Source organism: Nocardia sp. NPDC051463 (assembly GCF_040681975.1).
Taxonomy (GTDB): Bacteria; Actinomycetota; Actinomycetes; order Mycobacteriales; family Mycobacteriaceae; genus Nocardia.
Window position 1 is genome coordinate 187155 of the sequence record NZ_JBFBAB010000004.1, and the last position, 19478, is coordinate 206632.

At 67.2% G+C, this 19478-nt stretch carries 10 protein-coding genes; 3 read left to right on the plus strand and 7 right to left on the minus strand.

Annotation, left to right across the window (positions count from 1 at the left end):
* Positions 1-382 precede the first annotated feature (382 nt).
* The 3 genes from AB0M74_RS09395 to AB0M74_RS09405 are packed head-to-tail and all read right to left on the minus strand — an operon-like array spanning position 383 to position 3098.
* Positions 383-1255: an ABC transporter permease gene (locus AB0M74_RS09395; RefSeq protein WP_364903886.1), complete on the minus strand. Its 873-nt coding sequence runs from the start codon at positions 1253-1255 to the stop codon at positions 383-385.
* Positions 1252-2082 (minus strand): ABC transporter permease, encoded by an 831-nt coding sequence (locus AB0M74_RS09400; RefSeq protein ID WP_364903888.1) that lies wholly within the window; start codon positions 2080-2082, stop codon positions 1252-1254. Before AB0M74_RS09400 ends, AB0M74_RS09395 begins: the two co-directional genes overlap by 4 nt.
* Positions 2079-3098: an ATP-binding cassette domain-containing protein gene (locus tag AB0M74_RS09405; RefSeq protein ID WP_364903891.1), complete on the minus strand. Its 1020-nt coding sequence runs from the start codon at positions 3096-3098 to the stop codon at positions 2079-2081. Before AB0M74_RS09405 ends, AB0M74_RS09400 begins: the two co-directional genes overlap by 4 nt.
* Before the next feature lie 372 nt (positions 3099-3470).
* Between AB0M74_RS09405 and AB0M74_RS09410 the strand changes: the two genes are divergently transcribed.
* Positions 3471-4973 carry an aldehyde dehydrogenase family protein gene (locus tag AB0M74_RS09410; protein ID WP_364904151.1) on the plus strand — a complete coding sequence of 501 codons (1503 nt, stop codon included), beginning with the start codon at positions 3471-3473 and terminating at the stop codon, positions 4971-4973.
* Between the two features lies 1 nt (position 4974).
* On the opposite strand, the gene AB0M74_RS09415 is transcribed toward AB0M74_RS09410, so the two are convergent.
* Positions 4975-6195 (minus strand): helix-turn-helix domain-containing protein, encoded by a 1221-nt coding sequence (locus tag AB0M74_RS09415; RefSeq protein WP_364903893.1) that lies wholly within the window; start codon positions 6193-6195, stop codon positions 4975-4977.
* A gap of 165 nt (positions 6196-6360) precedes the next feature.
* Between AB0M74_RS09415 and AB0M74_RS09420 the strand changes: the two genes are divergently transcribed.
* Entirely contained in the window at positions 6361-7164 is an 804-nt protein-coding gene (locus AB0M74_RS09420; RefSeq protein ID WP_364903895.1) for an enoyl-CoA hydratase-related protein, read from the plus strand.
* A gap of 610 nt (positions 7165-7774) precedes the next feature.
* Positions 7775-8800, plus strand: coding sequence for an SDR family oxidoreductase (locus AB0M74_RS09425; RefSeq protein ID WP_364903898.1), 1026 nt, complete (start codon positions 7775-7777; stop codon positions 8798-8800).
* 5 nt (positions 8801-8805) lie between these two features.
* Here the strand turns inward: AB0M74_RS09425 and AB0M74_RS09430 are convergent, their stop codons facing one another.
* The 3 genes from AB0M74_RS09430 to AB0M74_RS09440 all read right to left on the minus strand — a co-directional run bounded on the left by AB0M74_RS09430 (position 8806) and on the right by AB0M74_RS09440 (position 19410).
* A complete protein-coding gene (locus tag AB0M74_RS09430; protein WP_364904154.1) occupies positions 8806-10044 on the minus strand; it encodes an Nramp family divalent metal transporter in 1239 nt (412 codons plus the stop codon).
* A 276-nt stretch (positions 10045-10320) separates the two neighbouring features.
* A complete protein-coding gene (locus tag AB0M74_RS09435; RefSeq protein WP_364904157.1) occupies positions 10321-11310 on the minus strand; it encodes an alpha/beta hydrolase family protein in 990 nt (329 codons plus the stop codon).
* 270 nt (positions 11311-11580) lie between these two features.
* Complete coding sequence (locus AB0M74_RS09440; protein WP_364903901.1) at positions 11581-19410, minus strand: amino acid adenylation domain-containing protein; 7830 nt, start codon at positions 19408-19410, stop codon at positions 11581-11583.
* Positions 19411-19478 lie beyond the last annotated feature (68 nt).

Here is a 19478-nt window from a genome sequence, read left to right on the forward strand (position 1 = left end):
TATCGGCACCGCTTGCTCATGCTCATCCGGATGACGCATTCGATAAGCCCGTCACTCCCGCGGTGTGTGAAAGCGGCGGAGGCCACATCAAGACGGACGGGCTTGCGTGGGCTATCTGCATCGGGGGAAAGTACGACGGTCACGTAGGCGACCTCAGGTAGGTCGTCATTCGAAATAGGTGAGGGCGGGCGCATGCGCCCGCCCTCACCTATTTCTGGTCACTGGTGGAGAATTCCCCGGTGTGCACCGGCGGGCGATGCCTCGCAGGACAACCGCCGCGGAACCGGGGACAGCGCAAGTGATCCCACTCGGTCGCCGCAAACGCGCCGAAGGGCGCGTCCGGCAGCTCTGAGCCGCCGAAGGCGCCCTTCGATGGCAGTGGTCAGCGACCGGTTTCGGCCGCGCGGCGATAGCCGCGAATCGCGGGATAAGCGAAGACGACGATCAGGCCGACGCTCCAGGCGATGCTCTTCATCAGGGGTTCGGCCACCGGCCCGCCGTACGACAGGCCGCGCATGGCATCGACGGCACAGCTCATGGGCTGATTCTCGACCGTGCTCTGCAGCCAGACCGGGTAGGCGAAGACCGGGACGAAGCCCGAGTTGAAGAACATCAGCAGGGTATTCACGGTGCCGATGAGGCCGACGAGCATAACGCCTTCGGTGATGGTCGCCAGCGTGGTGATCAGCACGGCGAAGCCGATTCCGAACAGCACCGGAATGGCGATCAAGGCGATGCCGGCCAGCGGCCCCTGCCCGAAGCGGAAGCCGATGACGACACCGACCGCGACGACGAACAGGGTGGTGAGCAAGACGCGAACCGCCTCGGCGAGTATCCGACCGGTCAGGCCCGCGGCCCGGTGCACCGGCATCGTCCAGAAACGGCCGAGCAGACCGGTGGCCTTTTCGGTCTTGAAGCCGATGGCGCTGACCACGGCACCGGTCATTGCCGCGATGAGTGTCATCATCGCGACCTGGCCGTAGATGCTCGGGATACCGGTGGCCGTGGTGATCGGTTTACCGAGCACAATTCGGAACATCAGCAGCGAGAGCGCCGGATAGATCAGCGTCTGGATGGTGGTGGACGGATCACGCGCCCAGGTCAGCAGCAATCGCTTGCACTGGATCAGGCTGTGCAACGCCCAGGTGCTCAGCGCGCGTTCGGATCTGGCGGTCACCGCGGGAAGCGGGAAGTCGGCTGCCTGCTCGATATCGTCGGCGATCGGATGGGTCATGGTTGCCTCTGCTGAACTCATGCCCGCCTCACGCTCGCCCAAACCGCCGACGGGACGAACACGATCGCCAACCCGCCCAGCCACACCAATGGAACCCACAGCACCTGCCACGTCACCCCGCCATGGGCCATATCGGCCAATGCGAAGGAGAACTGGGAGATCGGCTGATTGCGCACGAACGGCTGGATCCACTCGGGGAAGCTCCTTTCCGGGACGAACCCGCAAGAGAGCATGCCGAAGATCAGGGTTGGCAGTGTCAGTGCCTGACTCAGCGATTCCGGGTTCTTGCTGAGGCTGCCGAGGGTGTCCGCACCGATCGCGAGCACGGTCCCGATCGCCAGCGAGAACACACAGAACAGCACCGCCTGTTGGAGCCCGCCGACGAACCGGAAGCCGATCATGTGGCCGAAAAGCAGCGCCGCGGTCAACGAGGTGACCGAGCGGACCAATCCGGCGCAGATCCGCGCCGTCAACGGGACCAGCGTGCCGATCGGCATGGTCTGCAGCCGAGTGGTGAAGCCGGTCATCGACTCGAGTGCGGCCAGCTGTGCGTTCGACATCATGGTGAACGCCATGGTCTGCAACACGATGATCGGCATGACGAACTGCGCGTAATCGATGCCCTGGAACACCTTCATCACATAGCGCAGCGGCAGATAGAAACCGACGGTGAACACCAACGGGGTGACGATGGCGACAGCCAACTCGCCTTTCATCACCATCGTCCTGACGATGCGGCCGGTCAGCGCGCGCCACTGCGCGAACGACGACAGCCTCGCGGTGGGTAGCGCGGCGAACAGTGCGGAGGCGTCGACATCGACGGGCCGTTCGGCGGTCGACGCGGTCACGCCGCACCACCCGAATGACCGGTGATGGAGAGGAAGACGTCATCGAGGGAGGGTCGTCGCAACGCGATGTCGGCCAGGTCGATCCCGGCGGTGTCGAGCCTGCGCAGCGCCTCGGTGAGGGTGGCCGCGCCTTCGGGCGCGGGGATGGACAGCCGGTCGCCGCCGTTGATTTCGGCGAGCACCGCGGCGGGCACCAGATCACCGAGGGCGGCCGCGGCGCTATCGAGCTGCTTGGGGTCCAGCGGCACAACCTCGCAATAGCTGCCGCCGGTCTTCGCCTTGAGTTCGTCGGCCGTGCCCTCGGCGATCACCCTGCCCTTGTCGATGACGATGATGTTGTCGCTGAGCACGTCGGCTTCTTCGAGGTACTGCGTGGTCAGCAGGACCGTGATGCCCTGATTCTGCAGCGCGGTCACCAGATCCCAGACACCCTGGCGACTGCGTGGGTCCAGGCCGGTGGTCGGCTCGTCGAGGAATACGACCTCGGGCCGCACCACCAGACCACAGGCGATGTCGACACGGCGTCGCATGCCGCCGGAGTAGCCGTGCACCGGCCTGCGGCCCGCACCGACCAGGTCGAATTCCTCCAGTAGTACGTCTGCGCGCTTGCGGGCTGCGGATTTACCCAGCCCCATCAGACGGCCGAACAGTTCCAGGTTCTCGCGGCCGGACAGGTGTTCGTCGAGCGCGGCGTACTGCCCGGTCATCATGATCGATCGGCGCACCGCGGCCGGGTCCTTGCGAATGTCGTGCCCGGCGATGGTCGCCGTGCCGGAGTCGGGGCGCAGCAGTGTGGACAGGATCTTCACGGCGGTGGTCTTGCCCGCGCCGTTCGGCCCGAGGATGCCCAGCACGCTCCCCCGCTCGGCGCGGAAGCTGACACCTTGCAGCGCGTGCACGTCACCGAACGACTTCCGGACATCGTCCACGACGACCGCATACTCGGCGTCGGGGACCTCGCTGGTGACAGGCACGGCATCGTCGGGGTGTGAATCTGCTTGGTTCAAGCTCGGCATCAACTCTCCACTATCGGCCGGGGGCGACCAGGTCGTCGGTACGCACGCACACAAGTACGTCCGGGTTGGTGATCCGTAGCGCCTGGCGTGATGTTACCGACCCGCCGATCCTCGATCGGTCGCCGGCGCGATACCCACAGGACCGCGCGCCCAACTGTGTGCTTGCTCACACTAGCCGTGGGCGATCGGCCCGGCGCTGGGTTGATGCCGGTCTCGAGCGCCCGAGGCAGCACAGGGGCGGTGACGTTGCCTTGTCGGGCCGCCGCGGCGACCATAGTCTGCTATTCGGGGGAACGCACGCACTCATTCGTCGGCGGCAGCACTGCTTCTCCCCGAAGCGTCTGTGCCGGATCGACTCTGCGGGAGGTGACCATGGCCGAGACCGCGCAGCGATCGGGCCGATCGAACGTGCTGACGTCCTACGACCCGCGCACCGGCGAAGTCGTCGGGAATTACGCCGTCATGGGCACCGGCGAGTTGAACCGCACGGTGCGTGCGGCTCGCTCAGCCGAAAAGTGGTGGGCCGAACTGGGATTCAGCGGACGCAAACGCTGGCTGCTCGACTGGAAGCGCAGCATTGCCAGGCGGGCAAGTGAATTGGTGGAAATCCTGTGCGAGGAGACCGGAAAACCGGAGGCGGACGCGGCAATCGAGGTAATGCTCGCCGTCGAGAACTTGGACTGGGCGGCACGTAATGCCGCCCGCGTCCTGGACCGCCGCCGCCTCGGATCCACCTGGCTGACCCGCAATCAGCGGGCCTCTGTCGGGTATTTACCGCTCGGCGTTGTCGGGGTGCTCGGGCCGTGGAACAACCCGGTGTTCACCCCGATGGGCTCGATCGCCTATGCGATGGCGGCGGGCAACACGGTGGTGTTCAAACCGAATGAACTCACTACCGGCGTCGGCGTGTGGCTGGCCGAGAGCTGGAGCCGACTCGCCCCGAATCAGCCCGTGCTGCAAGTGGTTACCGGCAACCACGGGACCGGCGCCGCCCTGTGTCGGACCAAGGTGGACAAGATCGCGTACGCGGGCTCCGATGCGGGTGCGCGTGAGGTGATCTCGCTGTGCGGGCAGACGATGACGCCGGTTGTCGTCGAGCGCAATGGCAAGGGCGCCATGATCGTTCATGTCGACGCGAAGCTCGACGACGCCGCGGAGGCCGCGGTGTTCGGCGCCATGGCCAATGCCGGCCAGAATGCCAACGGTATCCAGCGCGCCTACGTGGCGAGTTCGGTCTACGAACAGTTTCTCGAACTGGTGGCGGATCAGGCGCGACGGCTGCGACCAGGCGCGGACAAGCGGGCGTCCTACGGCCCGATGATTCTGGAGTCGCAGGTCGATGTGGTGCGCAAACAGGTCCGCGACGCATTGGCCCGCGGTGGAAGGGCGGTGGTCGGCGGGCTGGAGTCGATCCGCGAGCCCTACATCGAACCCATCGTGCTCGCCGACGTGCCGGAGGAGAGCGTCGCAATCACCGGCGAGGGCATCGGGCCGGTGCTGATCGTCAACAAAGTGGCGAATGTGGACGAGGCCGTGCAACGCATCAACGCGGTCGGCAACGGTGTCGCGGTCTCGGTATTCACTCGCGACGTGCACGGCGCCGAGGCATTCGCCGAGCAGCTGAGAGTCGGCGTTGTGACTGTCAATTCTTCGACCGCATACGCCGCAATTCCCGCGCTGCCGATCGGCGGGGTCGGGGAATACGGCCAGGGCCACCACCACGGCGATCAGGGCCTGCGCGAGTTCAGCCGAACGCTGGCCATCGCGCGCAAGCGCTACCAGGCGCCGGTGAATCTCTCGACCTTCGATCGCCATCCACGCGATCTCCGCCTGGCCAAGGCCATCTTCCGGGTCCGCCACCGGCGCATGGGCTGATTCAGCTCGCGCCCAGCAGCACCGCTTCCATCAGCGCACAGACGCGGGCCCACTGTTCGGGGCGCGAGTCGAACTTGGTCAGCCTGCCGACATCGATCACCTGGCCGATGGCGGCGTGCACCCGGAAGCGGGCCTCGACGGGGTCGCCGTCGAGCAGGTTGGCCCATTCGAGGACGTTCTGACGCTGAATGGCGCGCAGTTTGTGCTGCTCGGCCTGCGGCAGATTGCTGAACTCGGCGTAGTAGACCGGCATGATCTCGGGCATCGAGAAAGTGAGCCTGGCGTAGCGGAAGGCGATGCGCCGCGCCGCGTCCGGACGGCTCGTCGCCTCGGCCAGCGCCTCGGTGATAGCGATGGCGACCCGGTCTCCGGTGCGGTGGAAAGCCGCGGCGAGCAGGTCGGCCTTGCTGGTGAAGTACCGGTACACGCTCGAGGCGTTGATGCCGACGGCCGCGCCGATCTCCTCGATGCTGGCTTCGTGGTAGCCCTGCCTGCCGAAGATCCGGATTGCCTCGGTGAGCAGCTGTTCGCGTTTCGAGGTGACCGGAAGGCCGCGGGTGGCGGCGTCGGGATTGGGCTGCCGCGGTGCGGGCGGCAGCTCGGCGCGCAGGATCGACCAGCACATATCGTGCAGCAACGGCAGCAACCGGGTGGTGGACAATGCGGTGCGGTGCGCGGAGACGCTGGCGATCGCGCTGAGCACCGCGGCAGCGAGCATCGCCACGTCCTCGGGTGGCGCGGTCGGGCGCAGTAGCGCGATCGGCGCCGCGACCGTCGCATTGAGATCGTCGTAGATCTTCCGGATCCGAAGCCGGTCGGCCTGCTCGAGGTAGCGCCGCTCCCAGCGGTACAGTCCCGCCTCGCGCCGAATGTCGATGGTGTGTTCGCTCATCGCCCTGATCAGGGCGTCCAGCCGGCGCGCAGGCTCCTGGTTCGGATCGTCTGCGGCCTCGGCGACCTTCAGCAGATGCCGGGCGCCCTCCTCCGCGGCCGCGACGAGCAGCGCGTACTTGTTGCGGAAATGTCGATACAGCGCGGGCCCGGAGATCCCGACCTCGGCCGCGATCTCGTCGACACCGACCGGGTAATACCCACGTTCGCTGAACGCGCGCGCCGCCGCCCTGATGATCTGCACCTTGCGATCCTTCGGACGCCGCCGCACCGACTGGCCGGCCTCAGGCCGCGCGGAAGCGAGATGTACCTCGCTGCGATCCGCGACCATGTACCTCTCCGTTCTGGGACGGCGCCGCTGGTTGACAGCGCCGGACACATCAACCTAAGTTAACCACAATTCGCAAAGTTAACCAGTATTCATGGCTACCCGAAGCGATTGCTTGCAGATGGCTCGCAAGAACCGGTCCACCGAAATCCAGACCAGGAGCACCACATGAGCAACGCCGATTCCGCAACTACTCCTGCGGGCTTCTCGGCCGTCCACGACGGCAAGGTGCTCCGGGTGACCATCACCAAGCCACAGCGTAAGAACGCCGTCGACTACGACACGATGGTCGCGCTCGGGGATACCTTCCTCGATGCCGCCGAGGACGCCTCGGTCCGGGTAATCGTACTGACCGGCGAAGGCACCGACTTCTGCACCGGCGCCGATCTAGCGGCGACCGCGTCGGAGGCGCAGCGCGGCATCACCTCCGACCAGGTGATGGACGCGGCCAACCGGCTCGTGAAAGCCATTGTGGATGCGCCGATTCCGGTTATCGCGCGAGTCAAGGGCGCAGCAGCGGGTGTCGGTGTCGGCATCGCGCTCGCCGCCGACCTCGTCTACGCCAGCGAGGAGTCCTACCTGCTGCTCGCCTTCATCAACATCGGACTGATGCCCGACGGCGGCGCCGCCGCGATGGTCGCCGCGGCCGCGGGACGCCCGCTCGCCGCCGAGATGGCACTGCTCGGCGAGCGACTGCCCGCACCGCAGGCCAAGGCGGCAGGCCTGTTCACCGCGGTGCTCGGCGCGGACGAACTGGACGCGACGGTGGAGGCCGCCGCCGCGAAGATCGCCGCAGGCCCGCGGCGCGCGCTCGAGCTCACCAAGAAGGCGCTCAACGCGGCGACCCTGACCCAACTCGACACCGCGCTCGCGGCCGAGAAGAGCGGCCAGACCGAGCTGCTACAGTCGCCCGATTTCTTCGAAGGCGCGACCGCGATGCTCACCAAGCGCAAGCCGGTCTTCGGTGTTTGATTGGCAGCGCCTGCGGCGCTGCGGGTTCGCGGCCCCCTTGGTCTCGCTTCCGAGCCGTCGAGACTTGCGACTTCGTCGCGTGCGCTTCGACGGCTCGGAAGCGAGACGGGCCGCGAACTCTAGTGCTGGATCTCGCTTCGCTCGAAAGACATCATCGCGCCGAGGCGGCGCGTGGGTGCGGATCTTACGTCTTCAGTATGGGCATCTCGGGGGCTTCCGGTAGGAGAACCGGGCCCCGCACACGCGCCAGGCCGGGCTCGATGTATTCGGAAGGTGTCATTGCGCCGAGTGGGCGCGGATGTGGGAATCTTGCGGCTTCGGTGGATGTGCCACGGGCTCTTCCGGCACGAGATGAGCCGCCCCCACACTGGGGCTGTACTCGACGGCCAGCACCGTGCCACGTGGGCACGCCTGCGGGGCACCTTGCTACTTCGGCGGATTCGCACCGAGCGCTTGCAACACGAGCACCAGCGCGGGCTGTGGGCGTCGCTGCATTCGGAGGGTGTCATCGTGCCGAATGGGGCGTCGGTAGCTGGGCTCGCGATTTATCGGACGCGGTGTGACCGCCCGGCGGCGGAGCGCACAAGCGGGGCGACTATGTTCATCGGCTATGACTTACCTGGTTACCGGAGCAACTGGGTTCATCGGTCGGTTCCTCATTCCCGAGCTGCTCGAACGCGAGGGTGATATCCACGTACTCGTCCGGCCCGGCGCCGACTCGGCCGCGCGGTATGCCTGCTGCGCTCGCGAGTGGGACGGCGGCGACCGGGTGCGGCCGGTCCGCGGCGACCTCGGGGCCGAGGGACTAGGCATCGACCCGACGTGGCTCGCCGAGCATCGCGGATCGATCGATCAGGTCTTCCATCTAGCATCCAGTTACGACTTGACCGCGCGCGGCGGCGGCACCAGGCACGTGGTCGATGTCGCAGAGGATCTGAAGGCCGGTCTGTTGCATCACGTCTCGACGGTGGAGGTGGCGGGCTCGTGTGCCGGCCTTTTCACCGAGGACATGTTCGACGAGGGCCAGGTGCTGACAACGCCGATGCAGCGGGCCAAATTCGAGGCCGAGCGGATCGTGCGCGAGTCCGCGCTGAACTGGCGTATCTATCGGCCGCCCATCGTGGTCGGCCACTCCCGCACCGGCGAGATCGACCGGATCGACGGGCCCTACTACTTCTTCCGGCTGCTGCGGATGGCGGCGCAGCTCCCGAGAATCCTGCCGGTGCTGGTGCCGAAGCTCGGCGAAACCAATATGGTGCCGGTCGACTTCGTCGCCCGCGCCCTGGATCACCTTGCCCACCAGCCGGGTTCGACGCCGATGACCTATCACCTCGTCGATCCGCGCAGGCAGAGTGCGGTCGAGGCGCTGAACCTGTTCGCCGACGAGGCCGGGGCGCCGCACCTGGTGGAGGTGATGCCCAAACGCACCCTGAACATGATGCTGCGGGTGCCGGGCACCAACTGGCTGCTCCCCCGCGTCGGCGTTCCACTGGATGTGTTGGAGCACAGCGAATTCACCTGCTGGTTCGACTGCCGCCACACCACCGCCGCGCTCGGCGGCACCGATATCAAGGTGCCACCGCTGGCCGCCTACGCGCCGCTGATCTGGAAATACTGGATCGAGAACTGGGCCTGAGCCGCTCAGTTACCGGTGATCGTCAGGTAGATCAGCGCCACATTGAGCAGGCTGATGACGACCGCGACCAGCCAGGCGAGCGATGTCGTCACGCGATGGTTGACGTCGGCGCCCATCAGGACGCGGTCGCTGGTGAATCGAACCAGGGGGATCAGCGCGAACGGAATACCGAAGGACAGCACGACCTGCGAGATGATCAGGGCGCGAGTGGGGTCGATGCCCGCGGCGAGGACGGTGATCGCGGGGACCAGGGTCACCAGGCGACGCACGAGCAGCGGAATCTTGCGGCGCAGTAGACCTTCCATGATCATCGCGCCCGCGTAGGCCCCGACCGACGTGGAGGCCAGGCCCGAGGCCAGCAGGCCGATCGCCAGCAGCAGCGCGGCGACGGGACCGAGGACCTCGCCGACCGCGGCGTGGGCACCCTCGAGGGTGTCGACATTCTCGCGGCCGCGCAGGGTGTTCGCGGCCATCAGCAGCATCGCCAGATTGACCGTCCCCGCCAGCACCATGGCGAGTCCGACATCGTATTTGGTGACGCGCAGCAGCCGGACCCGTAGCGGGCCCGGCTCGGGGTGGCCGTGGCGATCCCTGGCCAGTCCGGAGTGCAGATACACCGCGTGCGGCATTACCGTCGCACCGATCATGGCCGCCGCGAGCAACACGCTCTCGGCACCCTGGAATCGCGGGAGCAGGCCACCGACCGTGCCGGACGCCGAGGGCGGCGAGATCACCACGCTGGCGAGGAATCCGATGGCGATGATGGCGAGCAAGCCGGTGATTACGCGCTCGAAAGGCCGCTGCCCGCGCCGGTCCTGCACCAGTAGCAGAACCATCGAGACCACACCGGTGATCAGACCACCGACCACCAGCGGCAGTCCGAACAGCAGCTTCAGCGCGATCGCGCCGCCGACCACCTCGGCGAGATCGGTCGCCATCGCGACAGTCTCCGCCTGACCCCAATATGCGAGCCGGACCGGGCGACTCGCCTTGTCCCGCACCGCCTCCGGCAGCGACATGCCGGTGACCAACCCCAGCTTCGCCGACAGGAACTGCACCAGCCCGGCCATCACATTGGCCATCACGATGACCCAGACGAGCAGGTATCCGAACTGCGCGCCCGCGCTGATATTCGACGCCACATTTCCCGGGTCGACATAGGCGATGGCAGCTACGAATGCCGGACCGAGCAAGACACTGACAGATCTCGCCCGATGCGACGCGGTGCGCGCCGACTCGGCCAGGGTTGTACTCACAGAACAGAATTTTACGGGTTCCCAAACTTTTTGGTTAGCCTGGGCCGCCGCTCCGATCTTCAGGCTGGATTCGGGCGGTGCAACGGTGTCGCCGACGACTGACGGTCGAGATCGGACCGAGTTGGCCCGTGCCCGATGAGTTCCCCATGGACCCGCAAGATCATCCGTTGCCCAAACGCCTCGGATACGAGACGACCGCCCTGACTGCGTCGCAGGACACAATCAGGGCGGTCGGGTTCGATCAGGCCCGCGGCAGCGGTGGGATCAGATGCCGAGGCCCTTGGCCAGGAGCGGCCAGGAGGCGTGCAGCTCGTCGTTCCAGTAGCCCCACGAGTGGGTGCCACCGGGGCGGAAGTTGAAGGTCGCCGGGATGCCCAGCTGGTTCAGCTTGTCCTGCAGGTTGTGGGTGCAGAAGTTGGTGCCTGCCTCGATCACGCCGCCGATGAGGATCTGGTTGGCCAGACCGAAGGAGCCGGGCAGCGCGTAGGGGTTGTTCAGCTGGTCGTACTGGCCGGGCAGGCCGTTACCGGACGAGATGTAGAGGTCGAGACCCCGCAGCCCCTCCGCATTCAGATACGGGTCGTTGGCCTTCCAATCGGGCGAACCCTGCGGACCCCACATGTTGTCGGTGTTGCCACCACCCCAGGTCTCCACGGTCAGCTTCACGAACTCCGAGCCGACCGGGTCACTGGTCTGGGCGCAGCCGCTGTAGGCGGCGACAGCCTTGTACAGCCCCGGCTTCGCGATCGGCAGGGCGAGCACGGTGGTGCCCGACGTCGACAGACCGGCGATGGCGTTCACACCGTTGGTGCCCAGCGCGCCGTCGATCAGCGGAGGCAACTCCTCGGTGAAGAAGGTCTTCCACTTGTTGCGACCCAGCGTCGGGTCGTCCTTGATCCAGTCGGTGTAGTAGCTCCACTTGCCACCGATGGGCTGCACGACATTGACGTTCTTGTCGGCGAGGAACTGCAGCGCGTCGGTCTTGGCCACCCACGACGCGTCGTCCTCCCCACCGCCCGCACCGTTGAGCAGGTACAGGGTCGGCCGCGGCACCGACGCGTCGGCAGGGCGCTGCACGTCGATGGTGATGTTCTTGTCCATCGCCGCCGAGAACACGGTCAGGCGGATGCTGCGCGTGTCCTTGTACTCGGCCTTCGCGATCTTCGAGCCGTCAGGCGCGGTCGGATTGGCGAGCAGGGCCTTCTGATCGATGATCGGGTCAGCCGTCGCTGTGGATGTGCCGAATCCGGACATGACGCCCGCGAGAACTGCGGTGGCCGCGATCATCGCGGCGGCACGCGTGCCGCGGCGCCGAGTCTGTCGACGGATCAATTTCACACCTTCACTTCGTATCGAGATTAAGGTTGGGCTTTCCCCTGGCCGCCGGGCATCCGCACTCGGCACCACGCCGACCATACGGCCTATGTAGTCGTGACAACAGGGGTCATCGTTACCGCGATGTTGCCCTATCATGCCTGACCTGGCCAATCAGGATCCGCTCGGCCTCGCCGAGCGAGACATGCGTCACCGGCCCATCAGCTGCTGACCGTGCTCGGCCAGCCCGCCCAATGCCCGGATCCAATGCTCGGCGAAAGTCTTCACCTCGTCGCCGCCGAAGACGTCGGCGGCGTAGTCGAAGCGGATCAGCATGCCCTCGGCAGTCGCGTCGGCGGTGAGGTCGAGCAGCAGGTCACCGATCGGCGCCTCACTGTGCACCCGGGCCGGGCGCAGATCGCGATACCGGAGCGCGAAGCGCCCCCGCGGCAGCGCACGCAGCCGCGCACCGGTGTCGGAGTTGAGATAACGCAGCACGCCATAACCGACGCCGCGCCCCGGCGCCGACCGGCGCAGCTCCCTGACCTGGCTGATCGCGACCCCTGCCGCGGGTCCACCGACGAGCGCGTCGGCCACATCCACACCGTCCAGCCACAGCGGGAGCGGATAGTCGGTGGTGAACCCACCGACGATGGTGTCGGTGACAATCACCGAGCGCGCGTCGGCTGCCAGCCGGACCACTGGGCCGATGGTCCGGGTGACCGTCTCACCGGCGGCGGTGACCAGTGCGAGAGCCGCCGCGGTCAGCAGGACTTCCTCCACCTCGGCTTGATAGGCCGCGGCCGCGACGGCGACGGCTGCGGTGCCCTCTGCGGTGATGGTCAGCGACACCCGGCGGCGTGATCGCGGATGCGAGTCGCCGACGGGATTGAGTGTCGCGGGCACCGCTCCCAAAGTGTGCTGCCACCAAGACATTTCATCAATGACGTCCGGCCCTTCCGACCGTCGCGACAATTCCTTCAGCAGCTCGCGCAGACCCGATTCCGGCACCGCGGGGGTGGCGTGCCTGCCACGCCACCAGGCAGTGGAAAGTTTGTCGATGATCGTGCGCCACGAGGCATCGTCGACCACCAAACCATTGGCCACCACCACCAGTGTGGCGTCGTGCTGTCCACGAACCAGGACGAACCGGATATTGCGGCCGTGCGCCGGATCGAGTTCGGTGGCCACCTCGCGCACCACGTCATCCAGCGGTGGCGTGGTCTCCGTGCCCGTCGCATCCAATTGCAAGAAGGCCTCGTCGAACCGCTTGTCCGCGGCCGGGATCTCGAACGCCGGCGCACCCGAGCGCTCGTCCCGGCGCAACCGGACCCACAACATCGGATGCTGTTCGAGCACGGTGTCGACAGCCGACTGCACGGCTTCGCCCGAACAAGTCGACGGCACATCGATCACGATCGCCCGCACCTCGACACCAGCATCCAGCAAACGCACAGCGTTCGGTGTCAGCGGCAGCGGACCCGCGGCATCGTCAGGGGGTCCCACCAATCGTGGCGACTGCGGCACGGCTTCCGGAGCCGTCCCGTGGGGGGCGAGGTCAGCGAGTTGTTCAACGTTCGACGCTGTCGTAACCCTCGGCACCACGGTGACACCGGAGACCTCGGCCTCAGGCGTGGCAACGTCCTCCCACGTTCCTTCCGTACTCGACGCTGTCGAAGCCACCGACCCAGTTACCTCGCCCGACACCCCGACCTCGGCTGCGGCAGCCGCCTCCCGCTCAGTACTCGACGCTGTCGAAGCCATCGGCCCTACTGGAACGCCCGACACCCCGACCTCGGCTGCCACCTCCCGCAGACCTTCGACACTCGACGCCGCCGCGCCCCTCGGCTCGACGACAACTCGGGGCACGCCGACCTCCGGTGCGGGAGCGACCGGTATCTCGTCGCCCCCCGGCGCTGCCGCCACTGCCGACGCGAAGGCAACGTCGGGTACCTCGGGCTCCGAGGTGGCGGTGGCATCGGAGGCCCGTTCGACGCCGGTCGCCGTCGTGAATACCTGCGCGACATCAACTTCCGGCAGCTCGACGCTCGGCACAGTTCGTCGCTCGAGCAGAGCGGTGAGCTGTGGGCCGATGACGTCGAGTGCCTCGGGGGAGGTCAGCTGCTCGTGGCGGGCCGGAACCGGATGCGCGACGATCGCGCCGTCGACGTACGGCTGCCAGGCCGCATGCTCGGTCTCGTGACCTGCGGCGGTGAAGTAGTCCATTCGGCCGTGGAAGACCCGGTGCCGGTGGTCGACGGCGAGCTCGACCGAGCGCACCGCGGCTCGGTAGATCCGGCCGAGCCGTTCTGTGGTGAGGACGGCCAGCTCCGGTGAGATGGCGGCGTGCAGAGCGGCCAGTGCGGCGTCGTCGAGCGCATGGAGATCATCGATGCCGGGGAAGGCATCGATGCCGAGTTCGGCAAAGGCAGAACGGATCTCGGTGCGGAAGTCGGCGACATTGCCGCCGGTACGGCCGTCGAGTAACACGAGCAGCGCCACCTGCGCGCCTTCGGCCTGCAGTTCGACCGCAACGGCGTGTGCGAGCGTGCCGCCGAGGGACCAGCCGAGCAGGTGATATGGCCCCTCGGGTTGCACCGCGCGGATCTCCGCCACGTAGCGGCGCACCATCGAGTGCAACGAATCCGGCAGGTAGCCCGACTCAGAGAGGGCGGGCGACTGCAGCCCGAAGATCGGCCGATCCCTCGGCACGTACGACCCGAGACCTGTGTAGCACCAAGCCAATCCGGCCATCGGGTGAACGCAGAACAGTGGCGCGGCCGCACCTGCCCCGCGAATCGGCAGCAACACGTCCAGTGCGGCGTTCACATTGGCCGCGGCCTCGTCGGTGTCGGAGGTGTCGGAGGTGTCCGAGGTGTCGAAGGTGCCCGAGGTGTCGAAGGTGCCCGAGGTGTCGAAGGTGCCCGAGGTGTCGAAGGTGCCCGAGGTGTCGAAGGTGCCCGAGGTGTCGAAGGTGCCCGAGGTGCCCGAGGTGCCCGAGGTGTCGGAGGTGTCGGAGGTGCCCGAGGTGCCGATCCGGCGAGCCAGCGCCGCGACGGTGGCGTCGGTGAAGAACCACTGCACCGGCACCTCGGCACCGGTCTCGGCACCCAGCAGGCTCGCCGCGCGCGTCGCCACCAGCGAACTGCCGCCCAGTGCGAAGAAGTCATCATCCGCATCGATGCGCTCGACGCCGAGAACCTCGGCGAACACCTGCGCAACAACCCGTTCCAGCGGAGTCGAGGGCGCCAGGTACTGCCGCGGCGCGCGATCGGGCTCGGGTAGCGCCGCGCGGTCGAGTTTGCCGACCGGAGTCAGCGGAATCTCGTCCAGCACGACGACCGCCGTGGGCACCATGTGCAAAGGCAAGATGCTCGCGGCATATTCGGCGAGCCCGGCAGTATCGATGGTCCGGCCGGGTGCGGCGAGGATATAGGCGGCAAGCATCTTCGGACCGCTGCCGGTGTCGCGACCGAGGGTGACCGCGAACTCCACATCGTCGTAACTCGCCAACACCGCGTCGATCTCGCCGAGCTCGATGCGGAATCCACGAATCTTCACCTGGAAGTCCGAGCGTCCGACCCAGTCGAGCTCCCAATCCACCGAGGGCACAGCGGCATTGCCCGCACGCTCCCCCGGTTCGGCGAACCAGCGCACCACATCTCCGGTGCGATACATCCGCGCACCGGGACCACCCCACGGATCGGCGACGAAGCGTTCCGCCGTCAGTCCGGCACGGTTGTGATAGCCACGGGCCAGCCCCGCACCCGATAGATAGAGTTCACCGGCAACTCCGGGTGGCACCGGGCGCAATCGCGAATCCAGCACCAGCAAAGACATTCCGCGCACGGGCTTGCCGATCGTGACGCGCCGCCCGGGGTGCAGATCACCATAGGAGGCCGCGACCGTCGCCTCGGTCGGTCCATAGCCGTTGACATACCGGCGCCCCGGCTGCCACTTCTGCACCAGCTCCGGCGTGGTCACATCGCCACCGACACAGAGGAATTCGAGCTCCGGCAGCCCCGTCGGATCGACCGTGCCGAGCACCGCGGGCGTGCAGATCGCATGGGTGACCCGTTCTGCCCGCAGCAATTCGGCCAGCTCCTGACCGGCGACCGCCGTCGACGGCGCGATCACCAGCGTCGCCCCGGTGTGGAAGGCGCACAGCCATTCCAGGACCGACGGGTCGAAGCTCGGCGAACACAGGTGCAGGAACCGGTGCCGCGGTGCGACCGCGAACACCTCTGTCGCGTAGTCGATCAGGCCGCCGAGTCCGGCATGGGTGACGGTGACGCCCTTGGGGATTCCGGTCGAACCGGAGGTGTAGATGACATACGCCGGATGCTGTGGCCGCAACGGCCTCAGCCGGTCGCGATCGGTGACCGGATCGGCCGCGTAGGCCGTTACCACCGCTTGGGTACCGGGATCGTCGAGCACCAGCCACCCGCGACCAGGCAGTTGCGCGGCGTGTGCGGCGGCGGTGACACCGACGATCGCACCGGAGTCGGTCACCATGTGCCGAATCCGTTCCTCGGGATAGGTCGGGTCGACCGGCAGGTATGCGCCACCGGCCTTCGCCACGGCCCACACCATGGCGACCATGTCGTAGGAACGCGGGAAGGCAAGAGCGACAAGGCTCTCTGGGCCCACGCCGCGGTCGATCAGTACGCGCGCCAACCGCGAGGAGTATTTGTCGAGTTCGCGGTAGCTCACCGAGCGGCCCTGGTATCGAACGGCGATGGCCTCGGGGTCGGTGGGGACGGCACGTGTCAACAGGTCGGGCAACAGCCCGGTGGCCATCGCCCGATCCCGGTGCAGGCCGGTCAGCAGCGCGCTTTCGGCGGCGTCGAGCAGCGGCAGGTCGCCGACGGGGACTTGCGCCCCGGTGGCGATCGCCGCGAGCAGCCGGGTGAATCGCTCGGCGAATACTCCGACCGTGGCCTCGTCGAAAAGATCTCGCGCGTAGGTGAATTCGCCGTACAAGCCGACCCCGTCGGCGGATTCCCCGGCGGCTCGGATGGCAAGGGCCAGATCGTACGGCGCGACGGTGACGTCGACATCGACGGTCTGGATGCTGAGCCCGGGTAGCTCGAAACTGCTGGCGGGCAGATCGAGGAACGACAGCGCCACCTGGAACAGCGGATGTCGCGCGGTCGAGCGCGGTGGATCGAGCAGCTCGACCAGACGCTCGAACGGCAGGTCGGCGTGCGCGAAGGCCTGTAGGTCGGTGTCCATGGTCCGGGCGAGCAGCGCACCGAAGGTGAGCTCACCCGGCACCTGCGTACGCAGCACCAGAGTGTTGACGAACATGCCGATCATGTCGTCGAGCTCGGCCTCGCCACGCCCGGCCACCGCGGTGCCGATGGCGATGTCTTCGCTGCCGGACAACCGAGCCAGGAACACCGCGAGCGCGGCGTGCACCACCATGAACATGGTCGCGTTGTGCTCGCGAGCCAGTCGGCGCAGGCCGGCGTCCACCTGCGCGTCGACCACGAAAGCCGTGGTGGCGCCCGCAAAGGAAGACCGCACCACGGGGCGGATGCGGTCGGTGGGCAGGTTCAGCTCGCCTGGCAAACCGGCCAGCGCGGTGCGCCAGTAACCGGCCTGCACCGAAATCGCACTGTCCGCATCGGATTCCGTGCCGAGCAGCGCCCGTTGCCAGATGCTGTAATCCGCGTATTGCACAGGCAGTGGCGCCCACGCCGGGGCCGCACCAGCGCTGCGGGCGGAGTAGGCGAGCATGACGTCGCGCACCAGCGGCCCCATCGACCAACCGTCGGCCCCGATGTGGTGAGCGACGATGACCAGGATGTATTCGTCGTCCTCGATCTGCAACAGGGTGGCGCGGAACGCGACCTCCACGCTGACGTCGAAGCCCGCGACCGCGAGGCGCTGCACCTCTCGGCCGACCTCACTTTCCGCGATCCGCCGTGGCGCGAGGTCGACAGGTACCCGGTGCGGTGCGAGCACCTGCTGAATCGGGCCGTCGGGAGTCTGCGGGTAGAGCGTGCGCAGCACTTCGTGTCTGGCGACCATGTCGCGCACGGCCAGTTGCAGCGCGTCGATGTCCAGCTCGCCGGACAGTCGCAGCGCGACCGGGATGTTGTAAGCCGCCGATTCGGTGTCGAATTGGTTGAGGAACCAATACCGCTGCTGCGCCAGCGACAGCGGAATCCGCTCCGGACGCTCACCAGCGACCAGCCGCGGCCTGCCCTCCGAACCTGCGTTGTGTTCGACCAGGACCGCCAGTGCACCGACAGTCGACGCGTCGAACAGGTCCCGCACCGCGAGCCTGGTGTTCAGCGCGGCATCCAAGCGCGCGGTTACCTGGGTGGCCAGCAGGGAATTGCCGCCGAGCTCGAAGAAGTCGTCGTCCAGACCGACCCGCGCGACTGCGAGCACGTCACCGAATGTGCCCGCGACAATCTCTTCGATCGGTGTCGTCGGCGCGCGGAACGCCTTCACTTCGAACACCGGCGCGGGCAACGCCGTCCGATCCAACTTGCCATTCGACGTCAGCGGAACCGAGTCGATAACCATGATGGCCGCGGGCACCATATGGGCGGGCAGGGCCTGCTCGGCCAGCGCCGCCACACCCACGGTATCGATCGACTTCCCGTGCGCGGCGTGCACATACGACGCGAGCACCGTGGTCCGGCCGTCGAGCCGGTGACCTACCGTGACGGCGAAGTCGACGTGCGGGTGCGATGCCAGCACCGCATCGATCTCACCGAGCTCGATGCGCAACCCACGGATCTTCACCTGCGAGTCGTCGCGACCCAGATATTCCAGCTCACCGTCGGGCGTACGGCGCACCAGATCGCCGGTGCGGTAGAGCCTGCCACCTGCCGGATCGAACGGATCGGCCACAAAGCTGGCAGCGGTGAGCGCGGGCTGGTCGTGGTAGCCGCGAGCCAGTGGTGCTCCCGCGAGATACAGTTCGCCGATCACCCGATCGGGCACCGGGCGCAGCCGGTCGTTGAGCACATGGGCGGTGACGCCACGAATCGGCGCACCAATGGTCACGGGCGCACCGGGAACCATAGGCGCGCTGATCGTGGCCATGATGGTGGTCTCGGTCGGCCCGTAACCATTGCAGAACTCGCGCGTGCGCTCCCGCCCGATCGGCAACGCCCAGCGTCGCACCAGTTCCGGCGGGCAGAGGTCACCGCCGACGATCACCACGGCCAACTCGTCGAGACCGGCCGGATCCACCGAGGCCAATACCGCCGGCGTGATGAACGCGTGGGTTACCGCTTCTCTGCGCAGGACGGTGGCGAGTTCCGCACCGCCGTACACCGTGGGCGCGACCACCACCATGGTGGCGGCGCCGCCCAGTGCGAGGAGCAGCTCGAGCACCGAAGCATCGAAGGACGGGGACGCGAAATGCAAGGTGCGTGCGCTGCGCGTGACCCGATAGCGGTCCCGCTGCTCATCGCAGAAGCGGGCCAGCCCGGCCTGCGTGACGATCACGCCTTTCGGCTTGCCGGTGGAACCCGATGTATAGATGACGTACGCGGGATGTTCGGCATACAGCGGCCGCACCCGATCCCGATAGGTGATCAGATCCGCCGGATACTCCGCCAGCAACAGCGCCGCATCCGGAGTATCGATGACCAGCCATTCGGCCGGACCGGGCAGACCGTCGCGGACTGCGGCGACGGTCAACCCGAAGCGCACCCTGGAATCGCCGACCATGTGCGCGACCCGGTCGGCCGGATAGTTCGGGTCGACGGGCATGAACCCGGCCCCGGTCTTGGCGACCGCCCACACCGCGAGCACCGAATGCAGAGATCGCGGCATGGCTACCGCGACCAGGTCTTCGGGGCCCACACCCCGCGCGATGAGCAACCGCGCAAGCCGGGTCGAGCGCTCATCCAGCTCGGCGTAGCTCAGCGCGACAGATCTGCTGGTCGCATCGGCGCAGACGATGGCGGTGCCCGCCGGATTCGCATCCACGGCGGCCGCGATCAACTGCGGCAAGGTGGTGGCGCGCGCTCTACTGATCCTGGTAGGCCGGACCCCGGCCGCGCGCGTCATGCGTGCACCGCTTTCCATGTCTCGTGCCGATATTGTCCGACCACGCGAAACATGAAGCAGCTCACCTT